A 16,341-nucleotide genomic window follows, 5' to 3' on the forward strand; every position below is an offset into this window, starting at 1 on the left:
CGCCGCCCCGCGCGGGGCGGGCGGCGCCCTGCGCTGGCGCAAGGCCGGCGCCCGCGGCCTGGCCGATGCCGCCAGCACCGGCCGCGCCCGCGCCCTGGCCAGGACGAACCTTCCCGCGCCGTTGCATCGCCGGTCTCTTTGCCGACAGGCCCTAGATGTGCAGCGCCCGCCCGTCCACCGCGAGCGCCGCCTCCTTCACCACCTCGTTCAGGGTCGGGTGGGCGTGGCAGGTGCGCGCCACATCCTCGGCCGAGGCGCCGAACTCGATGGCGAGCGAGATCTCGGCGATCAGCGTGCCGACATCCGGCCCCAGCATATGCGCGCCGAGCACGCGGTCGGTCTTGGCATCCGCGAGGATCTTCACGAAGCCGTCCAGGTCGCCCATGGCGCGGGCGCGGCCATTGGCGGTGAAGGGGAATTTCCCGGCCTTGTAGGCGATGCCGGCGGCCTTCAGCTCCTCCTCCGTCGCGCCGACCGAGGCCACTTCCGGCCAGGTGTAGATCACGCCGGGGATGGCGGCGTAGTTCACATGGCCCTTCTGGCCGGCGAGGAGTTCGGCCAGCGCCACGCCCTCGTCCTCGGCCTTGTGCGCCAGCATGGCGCCGGCGATGACGTCGCCGATGGCATAGATGCCCGGGACATTGGTGGCGAAATGGGCGTCGGTCTTCACCCGCCCGCGCTCGTCCAGCTCCACGCCCGCCTCGGCCAGGCCCAGGCCTTCCGTGTGCGCCCGGCGGCCGATGGCCAGCAGCACCACATCGGCCTTGATCTCCTCGGCCGCGCCGCCGGCGGCGGGCTCCACCGTCAGCGTCACGCCCTCGGCCGATTTGGTCGCGCCGGTGACCTTCGACTTCAGCTTGAACTTCAGCCCCTGCCTGGTCAGCACGCGTTCCAGCTGCTTCGCCACCTCATTGTCCATGCCGGGAACCAGGCGGTCGAGGAACTCGATCACCGTCACCTCGGCGCCCAGGCGCCGCCAGACGCTGCCCAGCTCCAGCCCGATGACGCCGCCGCCGATGACCACCAGGTGCTTCGGCACCGCTTCCAGGTCGAGCGCGCCGGTGCTGGTGACGACCTGCTTCTCGTCCACCTCCACGCCGCGCAGCGGGCTGCTCTCGCTGCCCGTGGCGATGACGATGTTCTTCGTCTCGTAGGTCTCGCCCGCGACCTCCACCTTGCCCGGGGCGAGGATCCGCCCCGCGCCCTTCAGCCAGGTGACCTTGTTCTTGCGGAACAGGAATTCCACGCCCTTGACATTGGCCGAGACGACCTCGCCCTTGCGCGCCTGCATCTTCGCCAGGTCGAGCCGGACGCCGTCGAACACCACGCCATGCTCGGCCATCTTGTGCCGCGTCTCCTCGAACAGCTCGCTGCTCTGCAGCAGCGCCTTGGAGGGGATGCAGCCGACATTCAGGCAGGTGCCGCCCAGCGTCGCCCGCTTCTCCACGCAGGCCACCTTCATGCCGAGCTGGGCGGCGCGGATGGCGCAGACATAGCCGCCGGGGCCGGCGCCGATGACGATGACGTCGAAGCTCTCGGGCATGGGGCAGTGGGTTTCCGTAAGGGGGGGAGGAGACAGGCGGGCGGACCCTGCCGCCAACGCCCGGCCGAGGCAACCCCGGCTTGCGGCGGGGCTAGACGGCAACTTCGCAAGCGCGATCAATCCGGGTTGCGGCAGGAATGGGCCACCGGACCGAGGGGAGAGGAATGCCGAGCCGGCAGCGGACGCGGGAGGACTACGGCAGGCGGGTCGCCCGGGCCATGGCGCTGATCGCGTCGCGGCTGGACGACCCGCCGGGGCTGGAGGCGCTGGCGGAGGCCGCCGCCTTCTCCCCCTTCCATTTCCACCGGGTGTACCGGGAAGTGGCGGGGGAGACGCCGGTGGAGACGCTGGCCCGCGCCCGGCTGTCCCGCGCCGCGGTGGACCTGCTGCGCGGGCCCCTGCCGATCGCCCGGGTGGCGCGGCGGGCGGGCTATGGCAGCGCCGCCGCCTTCACCCGCGCCTTCCGCGCCGCCTACGGGGTGCCGCCCGGCGCCTACCGGGCGCGCGGCGGCCTGGGCGCCCTGCCCCCGCGGCCCGGCTTCGCCAGCAGGGAGACAGCGATGCACAGCGTGACCTTCCGCGACGAGCCGGCGCTTCGCCTGGCCGTGCTGCGGCATATCGGGCCCTATGAGGCGATCGGGCCCAGCTTCGACCGGCTGCTGGCCTGGGCCGGGCCGCGCGGCCTGTTCCGGCCGGAAACCCGGAGCATCGCCCTCTATCACGACGACCCGCTGACCGTGCCGGCGGCGCAACTGCGCTCCGATGCCGGGATCACCGTGCCGCCGGACGTGTCGGCGGAGGGCGAGGTGCGGATCCTGGAGGTGCCGGCCGCCCGCTGCGCCGTGCTGCGGTTCAAGGGCCCCTATGCCGAGCTGGAGCCGGTCTATTCCTGGCTCTACGGCAGCTGGCTCCCCGGGAGCGGGGAGGAGCCGGCGGACCAGCCGGTGATGGAGGAATACCTGAACGACCCGCGCAGCCTGCCGCCGTCGGAGTGGCTGACCGAGATCCTGCTGCCGCTGCGGGTGCGGGTGGCGGCGGTTTGACAGCCGCGTCCGGCCCGTCTCCCCTTCGCAAGGAACCTGGGGAGGCAGGCCGGTGGAGAAGCCGTTCGAGGGAATCGCCGAGGCGGAGGAGGCCGGCTTCGCCGACGACCTCCGCCACTTCCGCCTCGCCGGCCATGGGCCGGAAGACTGGGCCGGCCTCGCCTTGCTCTGGGTGCTCGGCACCCTGGTCTTCACCCAGTTCTTCAGCCGCTACGCGCTGAACGACAGCGTCGCCTGGACCGAGGAGGTGGCGCGCTACCTGCTGATCGTCCTGACCTTCGTCGGGTCGGTCGGCGCGGTGCGGCGCCAGACGCATATCCGGGTGGAGGCGCTGGAGCAGGCCCTGCCCGCGCTGCGCAGGCCGCTCTGGGCCTTCCAGGATGCCTGCCGGCTCGGCTTCTGGGGCTTCGGCGCCTGGGTCGGCTTCGACCTGGCGGACCGCATGGGCGTGATGCCGATGGACAGCCTCGACCACTCCCTGGCCTGGGTCTACTGGCCGGTCTTCCTCGCCTTCTGCGGCATGACCCTGCGGGAGGCCGTAGTGGTCTGGCGCCGCTGGACGCGCGGCGAGGGCATGGCCGAGCAGAAGGTGGTGGCATGACCGCCGCCATCCTGCTGCTCGGCTTCTTCGGCCTGCTCGCGCTCGGCGTGCCGGTCGCCATCTCGCTCGCCGGCGCCTCCATCCTGTTCGCGCTGGTGGACGGGTCCATCCCGCTGCTGGCGATCGTGCACCGCATGGTGGGCGGGGTGGACAGCTTCCCGCTGCTCTGCGTGCCCTTCTTCATCTTCGCCGGCATGCTGATGAACAGTTCCGGCATCACGGAGCGCATCTACGACTTCGCCGTCGCCGCGGTGGGCTGGATGCGCGGCGGGCTGGCGCAGGTGAACGTCGTCGGCAGCGTGGTCTTCGCGGGGATGAGCGGGACGGCGGTGGGCGATGCCGCCGGCCTCGGCACCATCGAGGTGCGGGCGATGAAGTCGCATGGCTACGATGCGAAATTCGCCGTCGGCATCACCGCGGCGAGCTCCATGCTGGGGCCGCTGCTGCCGCCTTCCCTGCCGCTGGTGATCTACGGCGTCTCGGCCAATGCCAGCATCGGGCAGCTGTTCGCCGCGGGCATCATCCCCGGGCTGCTGGTGGCGGCCTGCCTGATGGGGATGGTCTACTACTATTCGCGCGTGCGGGGCTACGGCGCCGATGCGAAGTTCCGGCTCTACGAGCTGGGGCGGACCCTGGCGCGCGGCGCCCTGCCGCTGCTGACGCCGGTGATCATCATCGGCGGCATGCGCGCCGGCGCCTTCACCCCGACCGAGGGCGCGATCTGCGCCGTCGCCTATGCCCTGCTGCTGGGCGTCCTCGTCTACCGCACGCTCGGGCTCCGCGCGATCATCAAGGTGAGCTTCGAGACGGTGGAGGTGACCGCGACCATCCTGCTGATCGTCGCGGGGTCGGAGATCTTCGGCTGGCTGCTGACCACGACCAAGGTGTCGGAGCAGGTGGTGGGCTGGGTGCTGGCCATCACCTCGGAGAAATGGCTGATCCTGCTGATCGCCAATGTCTTCCTGCTGCTGGTCGGCCTGGCGATCGAGCCGCTGCCGGCCATCCTGATCCTGACGCCGATCATGCTGCCGATCATGGAGACGATCGGCGTCGACCCGGTGCATTTCGGCCTGATCATGGTGCTGAACCTGTGCATCGGCCTGCTGACGCCGCCGGTGGGCATCGTGCTGTTCATCCTGGCCCGCGTCGCGGGCATCAGCTTCGAGGATGCGGCCCGGGGCGTCCTGCCCTTCATGGTGCCGCTGGTCGGCGTGCTGCTGCTGTGTACCTACGTGCCGGGGCTGGTCATGTGGCTGCCGACCATGTGGTACCGGTAAGGGGGGGGCGGCGCCGCGCCGCCCCCCCCGTGGTCAGTCCAGCCGCACTTCCCGCACCTGCAGCTGGTTGTCGGCCCGGTGGGTCACCTGCACGCCCTGCCGCACCGCCCAGGGGATCATCATGTGGTACAGCGGGATGTGGCCGAGTTCCGCATTGTGCAGCGCATGCGCCTCCCGGATCAGGCCGCGCCGCGCCTCGGCATCCGTCTCCGCCTCCACCCGCCGGACCAGCGCGTCGAATTGCGGGTTGGAATAGCCGCCGACATTCCAGCTCGCGCTGCCCGCCATGGAGCGGGAGGCCATGACGGCGCGCAGGGTGTAGAGCGCATCGAAGGTCGGCACGCCCCAGGACAGCACGTAGAACTGCGCCTCCCGCCGCTGCAGCCGGCCGAGGAAGACGGTGTTCGGCACCAGGTTGAGGTTCGCCCGGATGCCGACCTGCGCCAGCATGGCGACGATCGCCTGGCAGGCCTCGTCATAGGTCCCGACCGGGCAATCGAGCGTGATCGCGAAGCCGTTCGGGTAGCCGGCCTCCGCAAGCAGCGCCTTCGCGCGGTCCCGGTCCAGCGGCAGGCGCCGGTCGAGGTCCTGCGACCAGCCATTGACGAACTGTGTCCACATGGACCCGGTCGGCACCGCCTGGCCGCGCAGGGTGCGGCGGCGCAGCGTCTCCACATCCACCGCATGCGCCACGGCCTGCCGCACCCGGATGTCCTTGAAGGGGTTGCGGCCCTTCACGTCGGAGGATGCAAGCTCCTCCGCCTCCTGGTTCATGGCGATGAAGACGGTGCGGTTCTCCTGCCCCTCCAGCACCCGCAGCCGGTCGTTGCGCCTGATCCGCTCGACATCCTGGGAGGGGACGACATGCACCATGTCCACCTCGCCGGACAGCAGGGCGGCGACGCGCGTCGCGTCGGAGGCGAGGACGATGTACTGGAACTCCGTCACGTTGCCCGGCGCCGCCTTGGCCTCGATCCCCCACCAGGTCGGGTTGCGGGTCATGACGGTGCGCTGGTCCACCTCGCGGCGCGCGATCACGAAGGGGCCGGTGCCGTTGGTGTTGCGGCTGGCGAAGGTCTCCTCCCGCGCGCCGAAATTCTGCGGCGCGGCGCTGCGGTTCGCCTCCGCCCAGCCCTTGTCCATGATCAGCACGCGGCTCATCTTGTCGGGGATGGTGGCGTCGGGGACGCGGGTGACGACGTCCACCGTCAGCCGGTCCACCACCTCGGCGCCCGAGACGGTGTCGACGAAGATTCCGTAATTGCTGGTGGGCGCGCGGGCGCGGCCGATGGAGAAGGCGGCGTCCTCCGCCTCGAAGCTCTCCCCGCCCGCGAAGCGCACACCGTCGCGCAGGTGGAAGCGCCAGCGGGTCGGCTCCACCTGTTCCCATCGCACCGCCAGGCCGGGATGCAGCTTCAGGTCGTCGCCGCGATGCGTCAGCGGCTCATAGACCTGGGAGACGACGAGGTAGGTGAACAGCGCGTTGGTCGCATGCGGATCCAGCGTCGCGGCATCCGTGGCGGTGGCGAAGCGGAAGACCTTGGGCGGCGTCTGGGCGGCGGCGGGCCCAGGGGCGGGCCCGGCCAGGATGGGCAGGCCGCAGAGCGCGGCCAGGGCAAGTCGGCGAAGCATGCGGGGTCCCCCGGATCAGGCATGGAAAGCCTGTCGCGCCCCCGGCGCCGGCGCAAGCGGGCCTCCGGCTCCGGCGAACGGCACCAGGGAACCGTCGCAATCCCCCCGGCGCTTCCCTATATTGCAAACAAGCAAGACAATGCCGGAGAGAACCCCAACCATGCGTCGCCCCGCCTTCCTGCTCGCGGCCTTCGCCGCCGCGGCCCTTGCGCTCGCGCCCGCGCTGGCGGATGCCCGGCCGGGCGGCGGCGCTTCCAGCGGCAGCCGCGGCTCCCGCACCTACAGCGCCCCGCCCGCCACCCAGACCGCGCCCGGCACGGCCGTGCCGATGCAGCGCAGCGCGACGGAGCCGGGACGGCCTTCCGCACCGCTGGGCCAGCCGGGCTACCAGCGGCCCTTCCAGCCCAACCCGGCCGGCGGCTTCTTCAGCCGCAGCCCCTTCATGGCCGGGCTGATGGGCGGCCTGATCGGCGCCGGCCTGGGCGGGCTGCTGTTCGGCCACGGCCTGTTCGGCGGCTTCAGCGGCTTCGCCAGCTTCCTCGGCCTGCTGCTGCAGATCGCGGTCGTCGCCCTGCTGGTGCGCTTCGCCATCGGCTGGTTCCGCCGCCGCCAGGCGGCGAATGGCGCGCAGCCGGCCATGGCCGGCATCCCCGGCGGCCTCGCCCGCCAGGCGCAGGACGGCATGGGCGATGACTCGCGCCGTGCCTATGGCGGCGGTGGCGGCGGCGGATCGGGCGGGCAGCCCATCCAGCTCACCCCGGCCGATTTCCAGGCCTTCGAGCATGCGCTGCAGACGGTGAATGCGGCCTGGTCGCGCCAGGACGAGCAGGGCATGCGGACGGTCGCGACGCCGGAGATGATGCAGTATTTCGGCAACGACCTGGCCGACCTGGCCCGCCGGGGCTGGCGGAACGAGACGCGGGACACCGTGTTGGAGAAGGGCGACCTGGCCGAGGCCTGGCGGGAAGGCGCGCGGGACTACGCCACCGTCGCCATGCGCTTCTCCCAGGTGGATGTCACCACCCGCCTCAGCGACGGGGCGGTGGTGGAAGGCGACCCGAACCGCCGGCAGACGGTGACGGAGCTCTGGACCTTCGTCCGCACCCAGGGTGGGCCCTGGCTGCTCTCGGCGATCCAGCAGACCCGCTGACCTGCCGGCCGGGGGCTGCGGCCCCCGGCTAGCCTTCTTTCGGTCACAATCGCGCCGTCCCCGCCTTTGGCCGGGACGGCGCAGTCGTAATTGTGGCCTGGCGGGGCCAAATCATGGCATGATCGTGGCAGCCTATTGCCTACGAACCGTGATCCGGAGGTCCCATCGCATGATCGCCCTGTGCTTCCTGGCCGTGCTTGCCGCCCTGGGCGGGCTCGCCTCGGTGGGTCTGGCACTCGGGCCGGCGGCCGCCCTCGCGCCCGGCATGCTGCTGGCGGCACCGGCGCTCGGCGCCGTGTCGCTGGCCAGCGGCTTGGCCGCCGCCGCCGTGGCCATGCGCCGCACCGGCTGACCCGCCCACCACCACCCGCGGGACGCGGCGTCGCGCCCCGCATCATCCCCGCCCGCCGCCCGGCAGGTCCCGACCGGCTGTTCTGATCTCACCATCCGACGCTGCCCTGCGGCAGCGCCCCGCGGCAGTCCCGGCGCGGGCGGCAGGCGCCAGGGGGGCCGCCGGCGCCTTCCGGCCTTCAGCGCGGCGCCGCCGGCGCCGGCATGCTCCAGAACTGGTAGCGAAGGCCGATGACCAGGGCGTGGTTGTGGTTGGTTGCGCCCAGCGTCCCGTCGCGGAAGCCATGCCGGCCGACCTGGGCGCCGAATTTCACCTGCTGGTCCGGCACCGAGAAGTAGCGGTACTCCGTCGTCAGGCTCAGGCCCGGGCGGAGCGACGCCAAGTCCCAGGACAGGCCGGCGATCGCCTGCCAGGCGAAGCGGCCATCCACGCCATAGGTGCCGATGCCGGCCGACCGGGTCCGCATGATGATCTCGCGATAGGCCGTCCAGGCATGCCCCAGCCCGAAGCCGAGATGCGGCGTGACCGGCACGCCGAGGTCGAAGCGCAGCGTGGCGGGCTGCCAGACCAGGTTGGCCATGGCCGCATAGGTGTCGGAGGATCCGGAGAAGGCGGCACGGCCCGGGAAGCCGGCCAGCGCGACCGAGGCGACGTCGTTGGTGCGGTAGCTGAACTCGGCCTCCGCCCGGACCGCGCCGAAACTCCAGCCGGCGCTGCCGAGCGCGACCAGGCCGCCGCCGCTGAAGCCGAGCCGCCCCTGCGGGCCCAGGCCGAAGCGCCGGCCCTGGTCGGCCGTCGCCCCGCGCAGCATCAGGTCCGACTGTTCGCGGAAATTCACCCCGATGCCGAGATTGACATAGGGCCCGCCTTCCGCCCGCGCCGCACCCTGCGCCAGCCCAAGGCCCAGCACGCCGCCGAGCAGCGCCTGCACCGGTTTCGCCATCTGCCTCTTCCCCGGAAGGGGCGCAGGCGGCGGTCCTGCCGGCCTCGCATGTCCCTGGCTGCCCGGCGCGGCGCCAGAGCATGCCAGGAGCTGTACCTGTCCAGGTTTTAAGATTTCCTGCCCGGGCGGATGGCCGCCGCTCGCGGCTGGCGCCGCCCCCGGCGCGCGGCCAGGGGCAAGGCGTCGTCAGGAAGGCGCCGTCAGGGCAGCATCACCTCGATGGTGCCGGCCGCATCGGCGATCGCCGCCGGCAAGGCCCCGGCCAGGTCGCCATCCGCCTGCACCGGCACGGCGGGCCCCCGCATCTCCACCCGCAGGGCGTGCCGCAACTCCACCCCCGGCAGGCGCGGCAGCAGGTCCAGCGGCAGGGCGGCGCCGTACAGCGCCGCCCGCAGCGCCCCGCCACCACGGAACAGCGCCACCTGGAACCCCGCCTCCCCGGGCAAGGCCGCCGGCGCCAGCAGGTGCCGGCCGGCATAGAGCCGGCCCTTGGAGACGATGGCGCTGGCGACCTCCACCGCGTCCCCGTCCAGCAGGGCGGTGAAGCGGGGGAAGGGATAGCGCCCAAGCTCCCGCAGGCCCTGCAGCACATAGGCGCCGCGGCCGAGCCGCCGCTTGAGGCCGAGGTCGAGCCGCGCCACCACCTGCGCATCGAAGCCGGCGCCCAGCATCTGCACGAACAGCCGCTGCGTGCCGTCGCCGAAGCGCGCCAGGCCGGGCCGCAGCGCCACGGGCCGGCCGCCGGCCAGCACCGCCGCCGCCGCCTCCGGCCGCGGCGGCAGTCCCAGTTCCCAGGCCAGCACATTGGCGGTCCCGAAGGGCAGGATGCCCAGCCGGGCGACGCTGCCCGCCAGGCCGGCCGCGACCTCGGCGATGGTGCCGTCCCCGCCGGCGGCCACCACCAGCGCCACGCCCTCCCCCGCCGCCTGCCGCGCCAGCAGCGTGGCATGGCCGGGATGCAGCGTCTCCGCCACGCGGGCCGGGACGCCGGCGCGCGCCAGCGTGTCCAGCGCGCGGGAGAGACGCCGGCGACGGCGGGCGCCGGCGGCGGGGTTGAAGACGATCAGCATCCGGCGGTCCGGCTCCTGCGCTGCGCGATGGCCCGGCCGCCCCGGCATCCGCGCCGCACGGCGCGGAACGCCGCCGCGTCGCGGATCGCCGGGCAGGCCTGCGCGCGTCGCGCGGGCAGGCCGCGTCCGTCCGGGCGGCGACGCTGTAGGGACGGTTGCGCGACAGCGCCGCGACAGCGGCGTGGCAGCGGCATGACATCCGCCGCGCGGCCGGCCGGAAGCCCGCCGCGTCACGCAAGATTCACGACGCGCCGCGTCGCTCTGCGTTACTCGCACGGCGCGCAACGGCCGGCGACTCGCCGCGGGCCGCCGCCGGAAGGCAGGGGCGATGCAGACGACGCAGACCAGACGGCACTACCGCACGATCTTCCTCTCGGACGTGCATCTCGGCACCCGCGGCTGCCGGGCCGACTTCCTGCTCGACTTCCTGCGCCGCACCGAATGCGAGCGGCTGTACCTGGTGGGCGACATCATCGATGGCTGGCGGCTGCGGAAATCCTGGTACTGGACCGAGGAATTCGACGAGGTGCTGCGCCACATCCTCGGCCTCGCCCAGCGCGGCGTCGAGGTCACCTACATCCCCGGCAACCATGACGAGATGTTCCGCGCCTGGCTTGGCCTGGAGGTCGCGGGGGTGAAGCTGGTGCGGGATGCGGTGCATGTCGGCGCCGATGGCCGCCGCTACCTGATCATGCATGGCGACGAGTTCGACGGCGTCATCCGCTATGCCCGCTTCCTCGCGCATCTCGGCGACTGGGCCTATGACTGGGCGCTGACGGTGAACCGCGTCTTCAACGCGGCGCGCCGGCGGCTCGGCTATCCCTACTGGTCGCTGTCGCAGTGGCTGAAGCGGCAGGTGAAGGAAGCGGTCAAGGCGATCGACCGGTTCGAGGTGGCGCTGGCGACCGAGGCGAAGCGGCGCGGCCTGGACGGCGTGGTCTGCGGCCATATCCACCATGCCGAGATGCGCACGGTGCAGGGCGTGCAGTACATGAACGACGGCGACTGGGTGGAAAGCTGCACCGCCCTGGTCGAGCATGCCGACGGGCGGTTCGAGCTGGTGGACTGGGCGCGGGAGAACCGCCTGTCCTTCTGGCGCACGGCGGACAGCCGCGCCGTGGCCGCGGCCTGACCGGCGTGCCGCGGCCTTTCCCCCGCTGGCCGGGCAGGCGCGGCGCGGCCGGCGCGCCGCCGGCGCCCGGGATGCCCGCCGCCGGCCCGTCGCGCCGCCGGATTGCCGATGTATCTTGAGCTCGATGCCGCTTCCTACGGCGAGGTGCCGGTGCTGCCCGACGACGATGCGCTGCGGCTGCTGATCGTGACCGATGCCTGGCACCCGCAGGTGAATGGCGTGGTCCGCACGCTGTCCACCATTGCGGCGATGCTGCAGGCCCAGGGCGACGTGGTGGAGGTGGTCGGCCCCGACCGCTTCCGCACCCTGCCGATGCCGAGCTACCCGGAGATCCGCCTGGCGGTGCGGCCGCGCCGCGCCCTGGCGGCGATGGCGGATGCCTTCGGCCCCAGCGCGGTGCACATCGCCACCGAAGGCCCGCTGGGCTGGGCCATGCGGGCGCTGTGCCGCCAGCGGCGCTGGCCCTTCACCACCAGCTTCCACACGAAATTCCCGGATTACCTGCATGCCCGCACCGGCCTGCCGCGGCGGCTGGCCTGGTCCGTCATGCGGCGCTTCCACGAGGCCGGGGCGGGCACCTTCGCCGCCACCCCGTCCCTGCGGGCGGAACTGGCGGAGCGCGGCTTCACCATGGTCCGGCCCTGGTCGCGCGGCGTGGACCTGGACCTGTTCCGGCCGGAGCCGCGGGAGGAGTGGGGGCTGCCGCGTCCCGTCTTCCTCTATGCCGGGCGGGTGGCGGTGGAGAAGAACATCGAGGCCTTCCTGGCGCTCGACCTGCCGGGGTCCAAGGTGGTGGTGGGCGACGGGCCGCAGCGGGCGGAATTGGCGCGGCGCTTTCCGCGGACGCATTTCGCCGGCTGGCGGACGGGGGATGCCCTGGCGCGGGCCTATGCCGGGGCGGATGCCTTCGTCTTCCCCTCCCGCACCGACACCTTCGGCCTGGTGATGCTGGAGGCGATGGCCTGCGGCACCCCGGTCGCGGCCTATCCGGTTACCGGCCCGCTGGACGTCATCCCGGGCTCCGGCGCCGGGGTGGTGGACACCGACCTGCGCCGCGCCGCGCTGGCGGCGCTGGGTTGCGACCGCGCCGCCTGCCGCGCGCATGCCGAGCGCTTCTCCTGGGAAGCCTGCACCGCCAGCTTCCGCCGGCAACTGGTGCCTCGGGGGTGATGCCGGCCTCGCGGCGTCCCGGCCGGCGGCCGCGGCGCGAAAGCCTTCCTTAACGCGCGGCCCCGATGGTCCCGGCGAGACGCAAAAGGCGCCGCCATGGGCTTCGTGTACGGCAGTTCCCCCAACCCCGACCTGCTGGCGCGCATCCCGCGCGACGCGCGGCGCGTGCTGGACGTGGGCTGCGGCGCCGGTGCGACGCTGGCCGCCTATCGCCGCCTCAACCCGCGCGCCACGCTGCTGGGCGTGGAGCCCGACGCGGCCCTGGCCGCCGCGGCGGCGCCGGCGCTGGACGGGCTCTTCGCCACGGATATCGAGGCGGCGCCGCCGCCGGTCGAGCCCGGCACCCTCGACGCCATCCTGTTCGGCGACGTGCTGGAGCATCTGCGGGACCCCTGGACGGTGCTGGCGCGCATGGCGCCGCTGCTGTCCGAGGACGGGGTGCTGCTGGCCTGCGTGCCGAATGTCGAGCACTGGAGCTTCGTCGCCCGGCTGCTGGCCGGCAGCTTCGACTACGAGCCGCACGGGCTGTTCGACCGCACGCATCTCCGCTGGTTCACCCCGCGCATGATGCACCGGGCGCTGGCGGAAGCCGGGCTGCACCCGCTGGAGGTTGCGCCCCGCATCTTCGCGCCCGAGCAGGGGGAGGCCTTCGCCGCTGCCCTGGCGCCGGGGCTGGAGGCCCTGGGCATCGCGCCGGCCGAGTGGCTGGCGCGGGCGCAGCCGCTGCAATGGGTCTGGCGCGCGGCGCGCCGGCCGCCGCGGCCGCTGCTGGTCGCGGCGCGGACCCTGCCGGACCCGGTGGCGGCGATGGCGGAGGTGCGGGTGCTGCAGCCGCTGCGCGACCTCGCCTCCCTGCCCGGCGTCTCCATCCAGGCGGCGCCCGACCTCGACCTGCCGGCGCCGCCGCCGGGGATGGAGGCGGTGCCACGGGTGCTGCTGGTGCAGCGCATGTACCTGCCGGACGCGCCGGCCGGGCATGAATTCGTGGCGCGGGCGCGGGCCTCCGGCGCCGTGCTGGTGCAGGAATTCGACGACGACCCGGATCGCTGGCCGGCGCTCGCCGAAAGCGGGCAGTTCAGCTTCCGCGCCGTGCATGCGGTGCAGGCCTCGACCCCCGCGCTGGCGGCGGAGCTGCGGCAATGGAACCCGGAAGTGGCGGTCTTCCCGAACGGCGTCGCGGAACTGCCCGACCCGGTGAACTTCCAGGACGACGCGCCGCTGACGCTGTTCTTCGGCGCCCTGAACCGCACCGCGGATGCGGCGCCCTTCCTGCAGGCGCTGAACCAGGCGCTGGCGGAGGCGGCGGGGCGGCTGCGCATCGCCGTGGTGAATGACTGCGAGGTCTTCGCGGCGCTGGAAACCCCGCACAAGACCTACACGCCGGGCTGCGACTACGCCACCTATCGCGGCGTCATGGCGGGGTGCGAGCTGGCCTTCCTGCCGCTGGCGGACACCCGCTTCAACCGGATGAAGTCCGACCTCAAGGCGGTGGAGGCGGCCTCGCACCGGCTCTGCTGCCTCGCCTCCCCCACCGTCTATGCCGAAAGCCTGGAGGATGGCCGCACCGGGCTGATCGCCGAGGATCCGGGCCACCTGCTGGCGCTGCTGCGCGCCATCCTGGCCAATCCGCCGGCGGCGCGGCGGATCGCCGAGGCGGCGCGGGACTGGGTGCGGGCGGAGCGGATGACGGCCTATCAGGCGCGCCGGCGGCTCGACTGGTACCGGGATCTCTGGGACCGCCGCGCCGCGCTGGATGCGGCGCTGGCGGCACGCATCGGCCGGCCGGCCGCGCAGGCGGCCTGAGCCCGGGGCGATCCGGGGGGGGGGGCAACGCAGCGGCGGCCCGGACTGGCGGATGCCGGTCCGGGCCTCGCGGCGGGGCGTCGAGGAGGGCGGCGCCCTCCTCGCGCAGGCCTGCCTCAGCCGGCCTTCTTGGTGAAGTCCACCTTGTCGTTGGCGCCGGGATGCGGCGGCTCGCCGGTGGTCACCGCCTTGATGTACCCATAGGCATGCACCAGCGTGCTGGACGGGCTGTCCCAGTACTCGGCGCCCTCGCAGGTCACCTTCAGCAGCGCCACCTCGGGCGATTCCGCGCCGCCGGGGAACCACACCCGCAGCGGCTCGGCCCAGAGCCGCTTCTGCTGCTCCACGTCGCGGACCAGTTCGGCCACGCCGTAGATCGAGACGTAGTTCTGCCCCCGCGGGTCGGAATAGGCGAGCAGGCAGCGCTCGTCCTGCGCCACCTCGCCGGTCTTCGGGCTGCCGGCCTGGGTGAAGAACCAGAGCACGCCGTCGAATTCCTTCTGCGAGGCGCGCATGGGCCGGCCGCGGAAGCGCCCTTCCTCGTCCATCGTGACCATCATCGCGATCTCGACGTCCTTGATCATCTCCCAGACCTTGCGCTTGGCCTCGGCGTCGCTGCGGGTCTCGACCATGCCCTTGCTCTCCTGCCCTTGGGGGTTCGCGGGGGCAACGGCCGGGGGCGGGGGCGGTTTCCCGCGGCGGGACCCGGCGGCGCTTGCCGGACCCGGGACCCGGCGGTAACCCCTTGCCCTGCCGAGGAGAGAGCCCATGCCGCAGCCGCGCCCCGTCATGCTCGTCATCCTGGATGGCTGGGGCTGGCGGGAAGACCCGGCGGACAATGCCGTGCGCCAGGCCCGCACCCCGAAATTCGACGCGCTCTGGGCAGCCGGGCCACGCGCCTTCCTGCACACTTCCGGCCACGATGTCGGCCTTCCGGACGGGCAGATGGGGAATTCCGAGGTCGGGCACCTCAATCTCGGCGCCGGGCGGGTGGTGATGCAGGACCTGCCGCGCATCGATGCGGCGGTGGCGGATGGCTCCATCGCCGCCCTGCCGGCGCTGACGGACCTGACGGCCAGGCTCAAGGCCACGGGCGGCACCTGCCACCTGCTGGGGCTGGTCTCGCCCGGCGGGGTGCACAGCCACCAGCGGCATGCGGCGGCGCTGGCCCGGGCGCTCTCGGCCGCCGGCATCCCGGTGGCGCTGCACCTGTTCACCGATGGCCGCGACACGCCGCCGCGCGCGGCGCCGGACTACCTGCGCGACCTGGTCGCGGCGATCTGCAACCTGCCGGGCGTGCGCATCGCCAGCATCACCGGCCGCTACTACGCCATGGACCGCGACAACCGGTGGGAGCGCGTCTCCCAGGCCTATGACGTGATGGTGGATGCCGCGGGCGCCCGGGCGCCCGATGCGGTGGCCGCGGTGCAGGCGGCGCATGCGAAGGACGTGACGGATGAATTCGTCCCGGCCACCGCCATCGGCGATTATGCCGGCATGCGGGACGGCGACGGGCTGCTCTGCTTCAACTTCCGCGCCGACCGCGTGCGGGAAATCCTGGCGGCGCTGCTGGACCCCGGCTTCCAGGGCTTCCCGCGCCGGCGGGTGGTGCGCTTCGCCGCCGCGGCGGGGATGACGGAGTATTCCGCCGCGCTCAATCCCTTCCTCGGCACGCTCTTCCCGGCGCAGGGCATGGCCGACATCCTGGGCGAGGTGGTCTCCCGCGCCGGCCGGACGCAGCTCCGCATGGCGGAGACGGAGAAATACCCGCACGTCACCTACTTCCTGAACGGCGGGGAGGAGACGCCCTATGCGGGCGAGGACCGGATCATGGTCCCCTCCCCCAAGGTCGCCACCTACGACCTGCAGCCCGAGATGTCCGCGCCCGAGCTGACGGACAAGGCGGTGGCGGCGATCGACAGTGGCAAATACGACTTGGTCGTCCTGAACTTCGCCAACCCGGACATGGTCGGCCATACCGGCAGCCTGCCGGCGGCGGTGAAGGCGGTGGAGACGGTGGATGCCGGCCTCGGCCGGATCGCCGAGGCGGTGACGCGCCAGGGCGGTGCCCTGCTGGTCACGGCCGACCATGGGAATTGCGAGATGATGCGGGACCCGGTGACCGGCGGCCCGCACACGGCGCACACCACCAACCCGGTGCCGGTCTTCCTCGTGAATGCGCCGGCGGGATCGCGGCTGCGCGACGGCCGCCTGGCCGATGTGGCGCCCACGCTGCTGCGGCTGATGGGGCTGCCGCAGCCGGCGGCGATGACGGGACGGCCGCTTGTCGAGACGGCCTGACGGCAGGCCCCGCGGCGGCCCCGGGAGACCGGGCGCGGCGGCCTTCGCCCGCGCCGCGCCGCGCCTGGCCGATCCGGACCGGGGGCCGCGCATCCCCGGCCGCCGCGATGCGCACACCCCTGGCCGGCGCCGGCCATGCGGCCTGATCGGCGGGCTGGCGCCCGCCCTGCTGGCGACCATCCTGGCTTGCCCGGCCGCCGCCCAGCCGACGCCCCAGGCCCTGCAGGATGCCCAGCGGGCCGCCGCCGCCCAGCGGGACGCCGCCGAGGCCGCCTCCCGCACCGCCCAGGCCGCCGCCGCCGAGGAGCGCCGCCTGGCCGAGCG

At 73.2% G+C, this 16,341-nt stretch carries 15 protein-coding genes; 10 read left to right on the plus strand and 5 right to left on the minus strand.

What is annotated here, in order from left to right; all coding sequences use genetic code 11:
- Window positions 1-151: 151 nt before the first annotated feature.
- Window positions 152-1,678, minus strand: coding sequence for a dihydrolipoyl dehydrogenase (gene lpdA / locus E2C05_RS18915; RefSeq protein ID WP_408901624.1), 1,527 nt, complete (start codon window positions 1,676-1,678; stop codon window positions 152-154).
- A 29-nt stretch (window positions 1,679-1,707) separates the two neighbouring features.
- Here lpdA and E2C05_RS18920 point away from each other — a divergent pair, with 29 nt between their 5' ends.
- From E2C05_RS18920 to E2C05_RS18930, 3 genes are read left to right on the plus strand one after another with little or no spacing between them, the layout of a single operon-like run.
- Entirely contained in the window at window positions 1,708-2,586 is an 879-nt protein-coding gene (locus tag E2C05_RS18920) for an AraC family transcriptional regulator (RefSeq protein ID WP_133221214.1), read from the plus strand.
- A gap of 52 nt (window positions 2,587-2,638) precedes the next feature.
- Window positions 2,639-3,187 (plus strand): TRAP transporter small permease, encoded by a 549-nt coding sequence (locus E2C05_RS18925; protein ID WP_133221215.1) that lies wholly within the window; start codon window positions 2,639-2,641, stop codon window positions 3,185-3,187.
- Window positions 3,184-4,464 (plus strand): TRAP transporter large permease, encoded by a 1,281-nt coding sequence (locus tag E2C05_RS18930; RefSeq protein WP_133221216.1) that lies wholly within the window; start codon window positions 3,184-3,186, stop codon window positions 4,462-4,464. Before E2C05_RS18925 ends, E2C05_RS18930 begins: the two co-directional genes overlap by 4 nt.
- A gap of 33 nt (window positions 4,465-4,497) precedes the next feature.
- Here the strand turns inward: E2C05_RS18930 and E2C05_RS18935 are convergent, their stop codons facing one another.
- Window positions 4,498-6,096, minus strand: coding sequence for an ABC transporter substrate-binding protein (locus E2C05_RS18935; RefSeq protein WP_133221217.1), 1,599 nt, complete (start codon window positions 6,094-6,096; stop codon window positions 4,498-4,500).
- A 160-nt stretch (window positions 6,097-6,256) separates the two neighbouring features.
- Between E2C05_RS18935 and E2C05_RS18940 the strand changes: the two genes are divergently transcribed.
- A complete protein-coding gene (locus E2C05_RS18940; RefSeq protein ID WP_133221218.1) occupies window positions 6,257-7,246 on the plus strand; it encodes a Tim44 domain-containing protein in 990 nt (329 codons plus the stop codon).
- A gap of 169 nt (window positions 7,247-7,415) precedes the next feature.
- Window positions 7,416-7,598: a hypothetical protein gene (locus E2C05_RS18945; protein ID WP_133221219.1), complete on the plus strand. Its 183-nt coding sequence runs from the start codon at window positions 7,416-7,418 to the stop codon at window positions 7,596-7,598.
- 178 nt (window positions 7,599-7,776) lie between these two features.
- Here E2C05_RS18945 and E2C05_RS18950 read toward each other — a convergent pair whose 3' ends face one another.
- Both E2C05_RS18950 and E2C05_RS18955 read right to left on the minus strand, forming a co-directional pair.
- Complete coding sequence (locus E2C05_RS18950) at window positions 7,777-8,541, minus strand: outer membrane protein (protein WP_133221220.1); 765 nt, start codon at window positions 8,539-8,541, stop codon at window positions 7,777-7,779.
- 200 nt (window positions 8,542-8,741) lie between these two features.
- Window positions 8,742-9,611: a diacylglycerol/lipid kinase family protein gene (locus E2C05_RS18955; RefSeq protein ID WP_133221221.1), complete on the minus strand. Its 870-nt coding sequence runs from the start codon at window positions 9,609-9,611 to the stop codon at window positions 8,742-8,744.
- 328 nt (window positions 9,612-9,939) lie between these two features.
- Between E2C05_RS18955 and E2C05_RS18960 the strand changes: the two genes are divergently transcribed.
- The 3 genes from E2C05_RS18960 (at window position 9,940) to E2C05_RS18970 (ending at window position 13,716) form a co-directional block, all read left to right on the plus strand.
- Window positions 9,940-10,743 carry a UDP-2,3-diacylglucosamine diphosphatase gene (locus E2C05_RS18960; RefSeq protein ID WP_133221222.1) on the plus strand — a complete coding sequence of 268 codons (804 nt, stop codon included), beginning with the start codon at window positions 9,940-9,942 and terminating at the stop codon, window positions 10,741-10,743.
- A 171-nt stretch (window positions 10,744-10,914) separates the two neighbouring features.
- Entirely contained in the window at window positions 10,915-11,913 is a 999-nt protein-coding gene (locus E2C05_RS18965; RefSeq protein ID WP_133221226.1) for a glycosyltransferase family 4 protein, read from the plus strand.
- A 96-nt stretch (window positions 11,914-12,009) separates the two neighbouring features.
- Complete coding sequence (locus E2C05_RS18970; protein ID WP_133221223.1) at window positions 12,010-13,716, plus strand: class I SAM-dependent methyltransferase; 1,707 nt, start codon at window positions 12,010-12,012, stop codon at window positions 13,714-13,716.
- Window positions 13,717-13,832: 116 nt separating this feature from the next.
- On the opposite strand, the gene E2C05_RS18975 is transcribed toward E2C05_RS18970, so the two are convergent.
- Window positions 13,833-14,348 (minus strand): pyridoxamine 5'-phosphate oxidase family protein, encoded by a 516-nt coding sequence (locus tag E2C05_RS18975; protein ID WP_133221224.1) that lies wholly within the window; start codon window positions 14,346-14,348, stop codon window positions 13,833-13,835.
- Window positions 14,349-14,484: 136 nt separating this feature from the next.
- On the opposite strand from E2C05_RS18975, the gene gpmI reads away from it, so the two are divergent.
- Entirely contained in the window at window positions 14,485-16,017 is a 1,533-nt protein-coding gene (gpmI, locus tag E2C05_RS18980; protein ID WP_133221225.1) for a 2,3-bisphosphoglycerate-independent phosphoglycerate mutase, read from the plus strand.
- Window positions 16,001-16,341, plus strand: a 341-nt coding sequence (locus tag E2C05_RS34245) for a hypothetical protein (RefSeq protein ID WP_205082893.1), incomplete at its 3' end; no start/stop codon positions are given. The genes gpmI and E2C05_RS34245, both read left to right, overlap by 17 nt.

This window comes from Paracraurococcus ruber, from assembly GCF_004353985.1.
In the GTDB taxonomy this organism is placed as follows: Bacteria; Pseudomonadota; Alphaproteobacteria; order Acetobacterales; family Acetobacteraceae; genus Paracraurococcus; species Paracraurococcus ruber.

Excerpts from the sequence above, each read along its gene's own strand:
- E2C05_RS18920 (WP_133221214.1), top strand. The coding sequence starts at position 1,708 with ATGCCGAGCCGGCAGCGGACGCGGGAGGACTACGGCAGGCGGGTCGCC.
- E2C05_RS18930 (WP_133221216.1), top strand. The coding sequence starts at position 3,184 with ATGACCGCCGCCATCCTGCTGCTCGGCTTCTTCGGCCTGCTCGCGCTC.
- E2C05_RS18935 (WP_133221217.1), bottom strand. The coding sequence starts at position 6,096 with ATGCTTCGCCGACTTGCCCTGGCCGCGCTCTGCGGCCTGCCCATCCTG.
- E2C05_RS18940 (WP_133221218.1), top strand. The coding sequence starts at position 6,257 with ATGCGTCGCCCCGCCTTCCTGCTCGCGGCCTTCGCCGCCGCGGCCCTT.
- E2C05_RS18945 (WP_133221219.1), top strand. The coding sequence starts at position 7,416 with ATGATCGCCCTGTGCTTCCTGGCCGTGCTTGCCGCCCTGGGCGGGCTC.
- E2C05_RS18950 (WP_133221220.1), bottom strand. The coding sequence starts at position 8,541 with ATGGCGAAACCGGTGCAGGCGCTGCTCGGCGGCGTGCTGGGCCTTGGG.
- E2C05_RS18955 (WP_133221221.1), bottom strand. The coding sequence starts at position 9,611 with ATGCTGATCGTCTTCAACCCCGCCGCCGGCGCCCGCCGTCGCCGGCGT.
- E2C05_RS18960 (WP_133221222.1), top strand. The coding sequence starts at position 9,940 with ATGCAGACGACGCAGACCAGACGGCACTACCGCACGATCTTCCTCTCG.
- E2C05_RS18970 (WP_133221223.1), top strand. The coding sequence starts at position 12,010 with ATGGGCTTCGTGTACGGCAGTTCCCCCAACCCCGACCTGCTGGCGCGC.
- E2C05_RS18975 (WP_133221224.1), bottom strand. The coding sequence starts at position 14,348 with ATGGTCGAGACCCGCAGCGACGCCGAGGCCAAGCGCAAGGTCTGGGAG.
- gpmI (WP_133221225.1), top strand. The coding sequence starts at position 14,485 with ATGCCGCAGCCGCGCCCCGTCATGCTCGTCATCCTGGATGGCTGGGGC.